This is a genomic window from Cyanobacteria bacterium GSL.Bin1 (genome assembly GCA_009909085.1).
Classification (GTDB): domain Bacteria; phylum Cyanobacteriota; class Cyanobacteriia; order Cyanobacteriales; family Rubidibacteraceae; genus Halothece.
Genome location: JAAANX010000102.1, coordinates 1 through 13,807, shown reverse-complemented (window position 1 = coordinate 13,807; position 13,807 = coordinate 1). Strand labels below are relative to the sequence as shown.

The following is a 13,807-nucleotide window of genomic DNA, read 5'->3' as shown; positions in this document are numbered from 1 at the left end:
ATATTCGGACATTTATGAGTATAACATAGATTGTGCCTCTCCGCTTTGCTACGAGTCACGGGCTATCCTTCCCGACGTTCGTTGCTACGCAACAGAACGCGGGGCTGTCGCCCATAGCTCAGAAATTTGAGCGAACGGTGAGTAACTAAGAGAGGGAAAATTTTTGGGGGAGATGGGCCAAAATTCAGCACAATTTTCCTCCTTAATCTTCCCCAAGCCTCTGCAACTTAGTCAATGATAGTTCGGTTAGCATACACGACTTGGCACAACATTGGAGGAAAAACTTAAATCCAACCTTTTAACCAATACACAATCAGACCCAGATATTCTTTTAGCGCTTGAGTGGTTTGCTTCAGATTCTCAGCACTGGGCAGTAAATTTAAGAGAGTGGCTTGGGGAGTTATTTGTAATTGTTCCCAGTCAAGTTGAGTCACTAAAAAGTCTGTGGGGGCAGGAATTACATCAATTCCTTGTTTTTGAAACACGCGCAGCGATCGCGGCATATGAGAAGCCGAGGTAACCAGCAGCGACTGTTTGATCCCTCGTTGTTCCAAAATTTTCTTGGTATAAAGGGCGTTTTCATAGGTGTTGAGGGCTTGAGTTTCTTCTATGATTGCTGATTCAGGTACCCCAATTTCGATTAATAAATTCTTCATACTATCTGCTTCTGGCGGTGCGTTTTGTAACCAAGTAATTCGTCCGCCCGTGGCAATAATCAGGGGGGCTTTCCCTTCTTTATAGAGGTGGGCTGCATACAACACACGATCACCAGATTCTGTGATTTCCACCGTATTGCGAGGCGGAGTGGGTACGCGTGTTGATCCCCCTAATAAAATGATCGCCTCAGCTTCGGGTAACTCTTCGCTAGAAATTTGTTGCCATTCTAAGGATTGCATCAGCAAAGAACTCACCCAGGCATTACTTGCCACTAAAATAATCAATAAACTCATTCCCATAGGAACCAATGCCAAGGCAGGACGTTTCCAAGCAATAATTAAACCCACTAGTAAAAAAAGGCTGGTTAATCCTAAAGGATATAAAAAAAGCGGCAGGAGTTTAGATAAAAATAGAAACACGGTTTAACTGTAGTGCGACGCGCTAGGGAATAGGGAATAGGGAATAGGGGACAACTTTGTCCTTCACCCAAGCAAGAAGTGCTAATAAACTATTGAGTTTTACCCATTTGACGTAAGCGGCGAGTTTGTTCTAATAAGTCTTCCACATCTTCCTCGGATAAACGCTCAACATAGTTAACTTTCACTTCTTCTAATAAATCAATTAACAGCCTTTGCATCTTGTCTAGGGTTTGTTTTCCTTGCAGTTCATCTGTTAGCACTTGTGTCAAATTAGTTCCCAACTCTTCAATTAGTTTTTCTGCTTCTGGATCTTCTTCGATCGCGCCAATAATTGCATCATAAATGACTTGATAGAGTAAGCTGACAAATTGTTCAGTTAAGCGACTTTCAAAGCGTTCTAAACCGGGAACTTGTCGCATTCCTTGAAAGGCAGGAGACGTTTCTAAAACTTTACTAACGTTGTGGCGAACAATGGCTTCCACATCCGGACGAATTTTGGGTAAGACTTGATAAACGGCTAACTGGACAAACAATTTACTGAGTTCAGCAATTTCATTCGTCTCATTGAGATCAATATATTGACTAGTATTGGCTTCTGAAAGTGCTTTTCTAAGTTCTCCCCGTTGAATGGAACCTTGGACTTGATTAACCAGACGAACAAATACAACTTGGGTAATATCTTCAGCAATACTCGCCACAAACCCTTGGGAAATTTGTCGTTTGACTCCCTCCAGTTCAATTAAATCCGACTGATCCACTCGCACAGTTACAGGAATCACCCTTAACCACCGAAAAATAGGAATAAATAAAAAAGCATCATACCAACGCCAGAGCATCCCATCAATCCAACGTAAGCCAATATGTCGGCGGTGGATTAAATAGGTTCGTCCAGCAAATTCAACAGCAAATAAGATGACAAACGGTAAGTCTAAAAGCCAAAAACGATTAATAAATTCTCCTGTTTCGATATCAATTCCTCGCAAGTAATTGGTATCCATTAGGGTTTCAATTTGCGTCTCGAAGAATTGCAATTGTTTTTCATAGCGATTAGCCATCAAATACTCTGCGGTCCAAAACTCTTGGAAAGCTTTTTCTGCAAAGTGAACCTCCATATGTTCCCGCATCCGATCTTTAATCGTTTCTAGCGTACCGGTTTTATTCGCAACTTCAAAAGGATTATTTTGAATAATTTGGATACTTTGCTGACGTAAATCTTCTAAAATTCGTTGGGTTTGATAAGACTCTAAACCGGTTTTTGTAACTTGTTGTTTTAAAATTTCAACGGTTTGTAAATATTGTTCGGTTTCCGGATGTGGTTCAATCCCTTTGACATAATCATACCCTTGAGCAAGGAGAGGGGCTCGTTCGAGGAAAGAGTCAGGAATTTGGCGATAGGCCGAGATTAAACTAGGGGTATATTGTTCAATAAAGTCCGATTGAGGAATGTAATTTAAGCCTTGCACAATCAGTCGAAATTCTTTGAGATAAAAGTTTCGGAAGGGGATATAACTGATATCAAGAAAAACAAGACCTAAGTTAAATAGGGCAATAAATGCCATGACTTGTTCAAAGCGTATAATCCATTTGTTCTTTTTTTTATATGCTTTACTCGTTTTTTGTTGAAGTTCTTGGTGAGCCGTCATCGGTTATTCGTCATTAGTCATTAGTTATTCGTCATTGGGAAATCGGCAAGAGTTACCCCCTCTCCTTGATCCCTTTGTCACCTCTTCTCCAGAAGAAATTTATAGCAAACATCTACTCTGTTTTAATCACTCCTTCTTGTTGGGCCGTTTTTTCCACTGCTTCAGCGACAGCAGTAACGACTCGTGGGTCGAAAACGGAGGGAATGATATAGTTTGCACAGAGCTCACTAGGAGAAATTAAGGACGCGATCGCGCGCGCTGCTTGCAGACACATTTGAGTGGTAATTACAGAAGCCCGACAATTTAATGCGCCACGAAACACGCCGGGAAATGCCAAGACATTATTAATTTGATTAGGATAATCACTCCGTCCTGTGGCACACACCGCCACTTGATCACTAATCAATTCCGGCTGAATTTCAGGAATCGGATTGGACATCGCCATGATAATGGGATCGCAGTGCATTGAGCTTACCATCTCGGGCGTAACAATACCAGGGACACTGACGCCAATAAAAATATCTGCCGCTTGCATAGCATCTGCTAACGATCCACCCTCGGCAACGGCAAATTCTTCTTTTTCTGAGGTCAAATCAGAGCGATTTTTACTCACAATTCCTCTCGAATCGCAAAGCAGAATTTTTTCGGGTTTTGCCCCGGCATCTTTTAATAAACGCCCGATCGCGATTCCAGCCGCCCCCGCCCCATTAATGACAATCTTCACTTCCGCAAGGGCTTTATCCACTAACTTGAGGGCGTTAAACAGAGCAGCTAACACCACAATTGCGGTTCCATGTTGGTCATCATGAAACACCGGAATATCTAAAGCTTCCCGCAATCGCTGTTCAATTTCAAAGCAACGAGGGGCACTAATATCTTCTAAGTTAATTCCGCCAAATACAGGCGCAATTTGCTTGACGGTAGTGATAATGGCTTCGGTATCTTGGGTATCTAAGCAAATGGGAAAGGCATCGAGATTGGCAAACTCTTTAAATAACAAGGCTTTTCCTTCCATGACCGGTAAAGCCCCTGCTGCCCCTAAATTCCCTAACCCTAAGACCGCACTGCCATCGCTGACTACGGCAACGGTATTCCCTTTAATGGTTAAGGAAAAAACCTGATCCGGTTGCTCTGCGATTAGGCGACAGACTCGGCCGACGCCAGGGGTATACGCCATGGCTAAATCCCCTTGTGACTGCACAGGAATTCGACTCTGAACAGAAATTTTTCCTCCTTGATGCAAGGCCATTGTGCGATCGCAGACACTAATAATTTCGAGTTCAGGAATACTGCGTAAGCCTTGGACAATGGCTTCTGCGTGTTCTTCACTGTAAGCATCGACAATTAAGTGGCGTTGGATCATATCCCGCGTTTCGGCTTCGACGACAACATCGCCAATTTTGCCTCGGAGTTGGGTGATGGTATGGGTAATTTGCGGCAACATTGCCGGTTTGCCCTGAGAGGCGTTGAGCGGAACATTGGGATAAGACAATTGAATGGCAAGACTGTAACTCGCATTGGGAGTCAGTTTGACAAGATTATCATTCGTGATTGTTTCTTTGTTATTGGTCATTCGTCATTATTCGTTAAATTGATGGCATTCGTTGAGGCAAAAAGGTCAAGGTTAAAAAGGGGTCACAGATCCTTATTGTCCCTTTGCCTTCTCCGGAATTGGCTTTTCCCTGTTTTTCTTGAACCCACTGCCCTCGCTGACTTCTTGATCACTGCTCTAGCACTGCAATTTCCTGAATGCGCCAAGTCTGATTTTCGCGCACTACATCATACCGTACTTTTAAGGTCGAGTCGTAAGATTCCCCTTGAATCTGCTGACCATTGCGGTAAAACTTTGCTACTTCCCGCACGGTTGCCGTGATTTCTCCTGCGTTGGGGTTATCTGCCGGATAAGATAAACTCTCAATGCTGACACTGTGGCGAAACTGCTGATAAGAATTATTCTGTTCAAAGATTCGAGCCCGATATTGCCAGGATTCAAGCAAGGGAGCCGTTAAAATTGTGTTCAGAGCGTCAATGCGGTGTTCCGGGCCCAGGGCTTGCGCTTTACTGCTTAACCAAGTGCGAATCACTTCCTCAGCGCGATCGCGATTCAGAATCGGAGAATCCACTGTATTTTGAGGCAAAACCGAATTAGGAATCGGAACCGGAGAAGTATTGAGTTCTAAGGCTAAGGGGGGAGATTGTACCGTAGTTATCTGACGACCCGGCGCGAACTGCGACCACAACGCACTCACCCCTCGATAGAGACCGAAGCTAACCAGCGCGATCGCGCCTAATCCGACACCTGTCACCAGCAATAAGCCGATCATTCGTGAGGCTTTCGAGGAAAACGGTGATGAGCGTTTGGAACGGGAGTAGCGGCGTTTTTGCCAAGCAGATTGTTCTGCTTGGGAGGAGGCAATTTCCTCAGCTTCACGAACCTGACATGAGGAAGAACTTGCTTCGGTATTGCTCAACAAATGAGGGGAGATGTTTTCCTGCTCAGCCGGTGCCGTTTCACTCCCTTGGAATGATTCAAGGGTTTGTTGCACCCACTCACTGGCAAAATAATCTTTTAGGGCTGCCGGTTGGTCGGCTAAGTCTAAAAACTTCGGAAACAAAACTGACTCCAGCCACTCTTCCGCATAATGGCATAACCCTAAGAGCAAATCAGGCGTCTCACCCGCTTCTGCCGCGTAAGCTTGGATTTGCGCGATCGCTTCAGTTTCTTGGCTCTTTTCCACTAAATACAGTGCCGTCTCCGTCTCCCCCAATAAAAGAGCACAAATTGATTCTTCCAAGTAAACATCAGCGCGATTTCCCTTTCGCTCATGTTCTTGTTCTAAGCGTTGCAGAAATTGTTTCCCTTTGCGGATATAATGAGGTTCTAGATAAGCAAAGCCTCGCGCAATTCCGGCACAAGCTGCCAAATAGGTCGCTACTGAAGACCGTTGAGCTTCTTTGGCAAATAATTCTTCTTGTTCTTGAGCTGTCAAATATTCTCGAATTTGCTGAACAAAGTGCAGAAACTCATCTACATTTAAACCCGACTCATCTGGAATTTCACCATCAATGCCACCGCGCTGGATGAACATATCCTGTAACAGAGTAATTCCTTTCGCAACCGCTTTTTCATCAAAATCACGCTGAGAAAGTAACTCAAAAATACGATAAGGAGAAAGTTTATTCAATTCACTTGTCATTTCTTGACGTAATTCCGGAAAGAAATCCCAATCCACCAAGATCTCTTTTCCTCTTGCCACTGCTTCTGCTGCTGCTTCGTACTGCTCTTGTCGCCATAACTCACGCCCTAACTCCCAGCAAGAGAGTGCGACCGTTAAAATCAAATCCTTTTCCATGGCTGCTGGCAGCCCTTGCTCTTGGTTCATCAGAGCCTGATCGGGATTGGCTAAAAGCCACTCTCCTAAACTGCGGACTCGCTGGTATTCCCCAAGTTCATATAAGAGTGACAACGCTCCTACTAATTGTTGAGGGGTTTCTACCTCTAATTTCGGCGTGTCAAAACCAGTGATCACCGCTTCTTCGGCACTCTCCAAATGAGGTAAAGTAATGGTTTCTTCCGCTTCTATGTCATCTATGTCATAAGTAGTGAGCAGATAATTCGCATCATACTCACTCCGTTGTTCAGGATCTGATAAAACTTGATACGCCCAGTCGAGTAGCTCTTGACGAGCATCGAGTGTTCCCTGAGTGTACTCCGAATGAGGAGTTTGGCGAAGCCTATCCTGATAAGCCTGCTCAATTTGGTCAGCAGTGGATTGTAAAGGTAGACCAATAATCCGGTAATAGTCGAGCGGAATGCGCACGGTTTACTTCCCCAGTGTTGAGCGGTTACATTAACATTTAGTTAAGAGAGAAATCTCAGACAAATGAGCTATCCCCTTACTTTAAGTAAACAAGATATCCAATGACAATTTGATTTTAATCGTTGTCAAAATGAATGATACCTGGTTTGCTCAGCAAATTTCCTCTGAATCGCTTTATTAATCTACGATTGCATCGTAGATTAATCGTCCCACTGGTGATAAAATGAATCAAGTCTTGCATGGGAGACAATGCAGTCAAAACCAAGCCCAGCCTTAAAGAATTTTCCATTTTTTCCATGCTTTTGACCGCCGAGCCTGCGGAAATTGAATTCCCAGAGCGACATGGCGGTGAATTCGGTACCTGTAGAACACGGGGCAAAGCCTATCGCCAGAAGATAAGACCAAAAAGTCTCTCACTTGGAGGCACTTCTTTGGGTAGGAAACTTCACTCATATCGCAGAGTGCGATTGAGTGTAGGTAGTTCACTCATTTCAAATCATATAAAATCTATGGTCGCTGAACGAACTTTACCCACCTTTCAACCGCAACGCGCACAAATTAATCGTGAACAAGGTTTAATTCTCTATGAGGATATGACCCTCGGGCGCTTATTTGAAGATAAGTGTGCCGAAATGTACTATCGCGGCAAAATGTTTGGCTTTGTTCACCTTTATAACGGTCAAGAAGCTGTTTCTACTGGCGTGATTAAAGCAATGCGCCAAGACGAAGACTATGTTGCAAGTACCTACCGTGACCACGTTCATGCTCTCAGTGCTGGCGTTCCGCCAAAAGAAGTCATGGCAGAACTCTTTGGTAAGGAAACCGGCTGTAGTAAAGGGCGTGGCGGATCCATGCACTTATTTTCGGAACCTCACAATTTATTAGGCGGATATGCGTTTGTTGCTGAGGGAATTCCAGTTGCAACTGGGGTGGCGTTTCAAAGCAAATATCGCCGGGAAGTGCTGGGCGATCCCAATGCCGATCAAGTGACAGCTTGCTTTTTCGGCGATGGTGCTACTAATAACGGTCAGTTCTTTGAATGCTTGAATATGGCTGCTTTATGGAACTTACCGATTTTGTTTGTGGTCGAAAATAACAAATGGGCAATTGGTATGGCTCACGATCGCGCGACGTCCCAACCGGAAATTTATAAAAAAGCCAGTGTCTTTGGCATGGAAGGCGTGGAAGTCGATGGCATGGACGTTTTAGCCGTACATTCCGTTGCCGAAGAAGCCATTGCTCGCGCGCGCGCCGGAGAAGGCCCTACCTTAATTGAAGCACTAACTTACCGTTTTCGCGGTCACTCTCTTGCCGATCCCGATGAGCTTCGTCCTTCAGAAGAAAAAGATACTTGGTTTGCTCGAGATCCAATCAAGAAATTAGGTGCTTACTTGGTAGAACAAGAATTGGCAACTCAACAAGAACTGTCTGAGATTGAAAACAGGGTGCAAACTGAAATTGACGAAGCAGTAGAGTACGCTGAAAATAGCCCTGAACCTGATCCAAAAGAGTTACGTCGCTATATCTTTGCCGAGGACGATTAAGGTGATGAAGTGGGCCCCAGGAAATTGCTCCTGGGGCTAATTTTGCGGATCAGGAATACATTTCTTTTTAGATTTCCCAACCTCCGCTAGGTTCGGTGAAAAATTAGGCAACCTCACTCTTAAAATCTGCGTCATCGTAAACAATACTTAATCCCTTAATGTTTATGAACGCGACGCTAAAATTTTCTCTCTCTCTGACAGCAACCATGGGCTTGACTACCCTTGGGGCAATTTCCTACCCTCAACCAGCAGCGAGTCAAGTGACGCCGCAGCCGTGGGGGTCGATTGGTGTTGAAGATAGTGAGATTAGTTATGCCATAGGCGCGCGTTGGTTTGATTTTGGCGTTGAACTCGGCGGTCGTGAAGATGGGGCAACTGGGGTTGATCTACTCAAGTTTGTTTCCTTTCCCGTTGTTTCTCCCTATCTTGGTCTTGGCTTTTATTCGGATGCAGAAGATGACATTGCCATTTCTGGTGGGTTACAAGTGCAGCCACCAGGTAATATTTTCGTCGGGGCTGGCTATCATTCGGTGCGGGGTATCAATGGACAGCTAGGAATCAAGTTCTAACGCTACCCTAGAGAGAAATACCCCAACCTGTCGAACCTTAGCGATGAAATATAACTATTTCCTCTTTGATACTGAAGAAAACGGACGCAAATCATTTATTCTTCCGGGGGCGAAACCTCACTACACCCCTGATCGCCCCGGAAACGTTCAACATATTTTCCTTGATCTCGTTTTAGACATTCCTAACCAATCGTTTCAGGGCAGTAGTACCCTTACCCTCAAACCAGTGCAGTCGGGGTTAACGCACCTCACCCTTGACGCAGAAGATTTAACCATCGAAAGGGTACAAATCAACCAAGTTAGCCAACCCTTTCACTACGACGGGAAACAACTACAAGTCCAACTCCTGCAACCCACAACCTTTGACCCGATTGACTTAGTGATTCACTATCGGGTTGATCATCCACAACGGGGACTGTATTTCATTCAACCGGACAAAGATTATCCCGATAAACCCACCCAAGTGTGGACTCAAGGGGAAGACGAAGACTCTCGCTTCTGGTTTCCCTGTTTTGACTATCCGGGACAACTTGCGACTTCAGAAGTGCGAGTAGAAGTTCCGAAGCCTTATGTGGCGGTTTCCAATGGGGAGTTAGTCGCCACTGAAGACAAAGGGGAAAACACGATTTATCACTGGCGACAAAACCAAGTCCATCCCACTTATCTCATGACCCTTGCGGTGGGAGATTTCGCAAAAATTGAAGATCAGTGGAATCATACTCCAGTTGAATATTATGTCGAGAAAGGGCGGGAAGCTGATGCTAAACGGACCATGGGCAAAACGCCCCAGATGATAGAGTTTTTCTCCAAACAGTTTGGTTATGCCTATCCTTACCCGAAATATGCCCAAGTTTGTGTTGCTGACTTCATTTTTGGGGGAATGGAAAATACTTCCACGACGCTGCTAACTGACCGTTGCTTATTAGATGAACGGGCGATGCCAGACAAACAACGGGCAGAAAGTTTAGTTGCCCATGAACTTGCTCATCAGTGGTTTGGCGATTTACTTGTGATTAAGCATTGGTCTCATGCTTGGATCAAGGAAGGGATGGCATCTTATTCAGAAGTGCTATGGACCGAACAAGAATATAGTAAAGATGAAGCAACCTACTATATCTTGAACGAAGCCAGAAGTTATCTCGATGAAGACTCCTCCCGCTATCGCCGTCCGATTGTGACGAATATCTATCGGGAAGCCATCGAACTCTATGATCGTCACCTTTATGAAAAAGGGGCGTGTGTTTATCACATGATCCGGGGGGAACTCGGAGAAGAAGCTTTTACTCAAGCCATCCACAACTTTGTGCAGAAAAATGCCCACCGGACGGTGGAAACAGTGGACCTACTCCGCGCGATCGATGAAGTCACCGGACGGAACCTTTCTCCTCTCTTTGACCAATATGTCTTTCGGGGGGGACATCCCGACTTTAAAGTTAGCTATAGCTGGGATGCCCAGAATCACTTAGCTCAACTCACCGTTACTCAAACTCAAGGCAAAACCGATAAAGATGTAACGGAAAATGAGTTATTTGATCTCAAAATTCCAGTAGGCTTTGGTTATGTATCAGAAGCGGGAGACGTTTGTTTTGAAACCATGTCTTTCCATCTCCATGAAAAAGAACATAATTTTTATGTTCCTTTACCCCAACAACCCCAATTTATTAGCTTTGATCAAGGGAACTATCATCTCAAAACGGTCACTTTAGAGTATCCTACTGAAGAACTCAAAACCCAACTGAAATCTGACCCAGATGTGACCTCCCGTATTTATGCGGCAGAAGCATTGGGGAAAAAAGGTGGCTTGGAAGTCATTAAAGCCCTTGCCGAAAGTCTCACCCAAGATCCCTTTTGGGGCGTCCGAGTCGAAGTCGCCAAACAGTTAGGAAAAATTAAATTACAGCAAGCGATTCCGGAGTTAATCACAGGTTTAAAAGATGAACACCCCAAAGTACGCCGCACGGTTTTAGAAGGGTTAGCTAACTTCAAAATTGAAGAAAGTTATCAAGCGGTGAAAGCCGTGGTGCAGCAAGGAGACCCCAGTTATTATACGGAAGCAACCGCTTTCAAAATGCTAGGGAAAATGGCGATAGGAAACCTCAAGGACAAAGAAGCAGAAGCCATTGCATTATTCCGAGAAGGTTTAGACAATCGTATGGGTTGGAATGAAGTGGTTCGTGGTGGTGTAATCGGTGGGCTGTCTGAGATGAAGACATCACAAACAGCAATGGAAATGATTCTACTGTATACTTATGCTGGCGTTCCCCAAGCCTTGCGTTTAGCTGCTATTCGCGCCTTGGGTACCGTTTCTACTGGTCAAGAACAAGCCCAAGTAGAAGCGATTTTAGAACAATTAGATGCGCTTTCTGGAGAAAGTTTCTTCCTCACCCAAGTCTCTGTCGTGACAGCATTAAAACAAATGCAAACCTCACAAGCCATTTCCATCTTGCAGTCGCTTGCGGAACAAACCGCCGATGGACGGGTGCGTCGCATGGCGGAAGAAGCAGTGAAGACGGTTCAGGGAAACTTGGGATCAGATAAAGCAATGAAGGAATTACGAGAAGAGTTTGAGCGTCTCAAACAAGATAATCAAGATTTGATGAGTCGTTTAGCCAAGCTAGAGGCACAACAACCGAAAAATAGTGAAAGCTAATCGCCAATTATGAGGGGAGAATATGCCGCTGATCATACTCTCCCGCTCAACGCTTCGCGTTACAATTGGAGGCTACAGGACTGGTCGGGAACATGTCAGGTTTGCAAGAAGTCCTAAAAAAGCCGAGAATCAAAGAAATCATTTAGCTAAGACTCTGTCATGACCCCTGAGAAACAAGCTCTACTCAAAACTCATCAAGGGCGCGATCGCGCTTGATTCTATACGAGGAGAGCGAGCCAACACCCGTTCTCATTACAGCCAAAGATTTGCAATCAGCTGATTAGCGTTGAGCAACTTAACGGTTGCAACCTGATTTTTTTGATTTAAGGACTTGCCATGTCCATTTTTATCGTGTTAATATTATTTAATGTGCGCAGAAAACGCCTGCAACGGGTCGCTAACTCAACGGTAGAGTACTCGGCTTTTAACCGATTAGTTCTGGGTTCGAATCCCAGGCGACCCATTGATTTCATCAACCTTGATCTTTTCAGTATCAGTAACGACTGAGAGTCATGGCATCAAACAATGCTCACCTCCACAATCGGGAAGTAAGCATTATTTTTGCTTAACGACTAACCGCTTTTACGCATTGTTCAACTAAGGCATTGACGCTATCGACATCCTTCCAGCCTAAAATTTCGGTTTCTTTCTTTTCTAAGCGTTTGTAAGTGGCAAAGAATTCGGAGATTTCGTCTAAACGATGAGAGGCAATCTGTTGTAAAGACGAAACTTCTTTGAAGCGGGGATCTTTATCGGGAACACAAAGAAGTTTTTCATCGCGATCGCCATCATCAATCATTTCTAACATCCCAATAGGGCGCGCTGTAATCACACAACCGGGGAAGGTCGGCTGATCCATAATGACAATACCATCAAGGGGATCGCCATCATCAGCTAGGGTATTGGGAATAAAACCGTAATCATAGGGGTATTGAACGGAAGCATAAAGAACGCGATCCAGGGCAAAGGCATTTAAGTCTTTGTCAAATTCGTATTTATTTTTACTACCGCCGGGAATTTCAATCAGAATATTGACTAAACCGGGTTTGGGCTGCGCGGGAATTTTGGCTAAATCCAAGGGCTTTCTCCTGAAAATATGACAAGTATTGTTCAAGCAGGATAGAGAACTATCCCTTCCAAGGGTTTAATCTTACCGTGGCGTCTGACCAAAATTTAAGAGGAATCAGCTAATAACCAGAAGCCGGTATTGGTCATTCCTGAGTCATCAGGTTGGATCAGAAGAAAGTGCAAGCCGTTGCTGTCTTGTTTCCGTTGCTGAAATTTTTCCGCAGCTTGGGCAACTTCAGAATCTTCAAAGGTAATAATCACCCAGCGATCGCGCAACCCTCCTTCTAAGATTAATCCCCCTGATTCGCCAACCGCAGTGGGGATATATTGAATGGCCATGGGTTGAGTTTCGGCAAACCATTGCGCCAGTTGCCAAGACTGTCGCCCGCCATAGATAATAATTCCGGGCACTAAGGTAGTTGAGCCAAGATTAAGCTGAAATGGACTCAATTCTGGGGGAATTTCTCGAAATGGAATGGGACGTTCTGGCATCCGATATTCAATTTCGTCGGCATTGAGGCTGGCAAATTGCCATTGTTCCCCCCAAATTTCTTCCGGTAACGGCTGCGGGGGCGGAGATTCCACTTTCACTCTTGCTTCGCCGCCGCGATCGCGCAATACTTGCTTGAGAAAGGGGGTGCGCCTTGTTCCTTCGACAGTGACTCCAAGTTTGTCTCCCGCTAACTGTAACAACTGTAATGATTCGGGACGAAAAACTTTTATTTTTTCCGGTAAGGATCCTTGGGCAATGTCGTTTAAGTGAGTGACTAACCAATCCACCGTTGCTTCTGCTTGCGCACAAGTGTCCGCTTTAAAAGTTTTTTCAATTTCATCACAAACCACCAGTTCCCACAGCGCTTGCTTTTGAGAATTGCTTTGGGGAACCCGGTAGAAATCGACTTGCCAGGAAGATTTGTACTCACTCATTGGTTAGTCTTTAAAATTTCCGCTATTTGAGGTTTATCCTTAATTTTAACGATCTAGGAGTTACAAATTGTAGGATAATGCAACTAACCAGCTAGGCTCAGATCTCAGACCCTCAAAGAAACTCACCACTTCTCCCTCGCACAATTTTGTCTCGACCCCTACCGCATACAGTTATTGCCTCCGAATCAGGGAGAGGTTTGGTTTCAGGGCATCGGATTAACCACTTGTTCCCGCCAAGAATTGTAACAAGCCCGCCGTCAGATTGCTGCGATCGCGCAACAATTTAATTTAGTCCGTCGGCGCAGCGCGATCGAAAATTGTTTAGGAGGATGGTTACAAGAACTTCCCCTATGGCAGTGTTGGTTAGGACAGTTACAAGGAATGAGTCGTCCACCCCAAGGTTTTTTTCAACAAAGTATCCGTGGGACTCCCCCACCTCGGAACAGGTGGGGGAGGAAAGCGGGGTAATTTGAGACCTCGACGGTCGAAAATTAACAAACACGTTACAA

At 44.8% G+C, this 13,807-nt stretch carries 9 protein-coding genes and 1 tRNA gene; 4 read left to right on the top strand and 6 right to left on the bottom strand.

Annotated features, from left to right (window positions below; genetic code table 11):
* Positions 1-284: 284 nt before the first annotated feature.
* From GVY04_13945 to GVY04_13930, 4 genes are all read right to left on the bottom strand, one after another.
* On the bottom strand, positions 285-1,076 hold the full coding sequence (locus GVY04_13945) for a YdcF family protein (protein NBD17195.1): 792 nt from the start codon (positions 1,074-1,076) through the stop codon (positions 285-287).
* Positions 1,077-1,165: 89 nt separating this feature from the next.
* Positions 1,166-2,635, bottom strand: coding sequence for a hypothetical protein (locus GVY04_13940; protein ID NBD17194.1), 1,470 nt, complete (start codon positions 2,633-2,635; stop codon positions 1,166-1,168).
* Between the two features lie 196 nt (positions 2,636-2,831).
* A complete protein-coding gene (locus GVY04_13935; protein NBD17193.1) occupies positions 2,832-4,292 on the bottom strand; it encodes an NAD-dependent malic enzyme in 1,461 nt (486 codons plus the stop codon).
* A gap of 148 nt (positions 4,293-4,440) precedes the next feature.
* Positions 4,441-6,540 carry a DUF4101 domain-containing protein gene (locus tag GVY04_13930; GenBank protein NBD17192.1) on the bottom strand — a complete coding sequence of 700 codons (2,100 nt, stop codon included), beginning with the start codon at positions 6,538-6,540 and terminating at the stop codon, positions 4,441-4,443.
* A 509-nt stretch (positions 6,541-7,049) separates the two neighbouring features.
* Here GVY04_13930 and pdhA point away from each other — a divergent pair.
* From pdhA to GVY04_13910, 4 genes are all read left to right on the top strand, one after another.
* Positions 7,050-8,084: a pyruvate dehydrogenase (acetyl-transferring) E1 component subunit alpha gene (gene pdhA, locus GVY04_13925; protein ID NBD17191.1), complete on the top strand. Its 1,035-nt coding sequence runs from the start codon at positions 7,050-7,052 to the stop codon at positions 8,082-8,084.
* A gap of 164 nt (positions 8,085-8,248) precedes the next feature.
* Positions 8,249-8,653 (top strand): hypothetical protein, encoded by a 405-nt coding sequence (locus GVY04_13920; protein NBD17190.1) that lies wholly within the window; start codon positions 8,249-8,251, stop codon positions 8,651-8,653.
* 43 nt (positions 8,654-8,696) lie between these two features.
* The gene (locus GVY04_13915; protein ID NBD17189.1) at positions 8,697-11,303 is read left to right on the top strand and encodes an aminopeptidase; all 2,607 of its coding nucleotides are present in this window, start codon (positions 8,697-8,699) and stop codon (positions 11,301-11,303) included.
* A 391-nt stretch (positions 11,304-11,694) separates the two neighbouring features.
* Positions 11,695-11,766, top strand: a tRNA-Lys gene (locus GVY04_13910).
* A gap of 102 nt (positions 11,767-11,868) precedes the next feature.
* Here GVY04_13910 and GVY04_13905 read toward each other — a convergent pair.
* Together GVY04_13905 and GVY04_13900 are read right to left on the bottom strand one after the other, a co-directional pair.
* Positions 11,869-12,381: an inorganic pyrophosphatase gene (locus GVY04_13905; protein NBD17188.1), complete on the bottom strand. Its 513-nt coding sequence runs from the start codon at positions 12,379-12,381 to the stop codon at positions 11,869-11,871.
* Positions 12,382-12,476: 95 nt separating this feature from the next.
* The gene (locus GVY04_13900) at positions 12,477-13,298 is read right to left on the bottom strand and encodes a DUF1092 family protein (protein ID NBD17187.1); all 822 of its coding nucleotides are present in this window, start codon (positions 13,296-13,298) and stop codon (positions 12,477-12,479) included.
* Positions 13,299-13,807 lie beyond the last annotated feature (509 nt).

Bases quoted from the DNA above. Each gene is read 5' to 3' on its own strand.
- pdhA (NBD17191.1), top strand. From the start codon at position 7,050: ATGGTCGCTGAACGAACTTTACCCACCTTTCAACCGCAACGCGCACAA.
- GVY04_13935 (NBD17193.1), bottom strand. From the start codon at position 4,292: ATGACCAATAACAAAGAAACAATCACGAATGATAATCTTGTCAAACTG.
- GVY04_13915 (NBD17189.1), top strand. From the start codon at position 8,697: ATGAAATATAACTATTTCCTCTTTGATACTGAAGAAAACGGACGCAAA.
- GVY04_13900 (NBD17187.1), bottom strand. From the start codon at position 13,298: ATGAGTGAGTACAAATCTTCCTGGCAAGTCGATTTCTACCGGGTTCCC.
- GVY04_13920 (NBD17190.1), top strand. From the start codon at position 8,249: ATGAACGCGACGCTAAAATTTTCTCTCTCTCTGACAGCAACCATGGGC.
- GVY04_13940 (NBD17194.1), bottom strand. From the start codon at position 2,635: ATGGCATTTATTGCCCTATTTAACTTAGGTCTTGTTTTTCTTGATATC.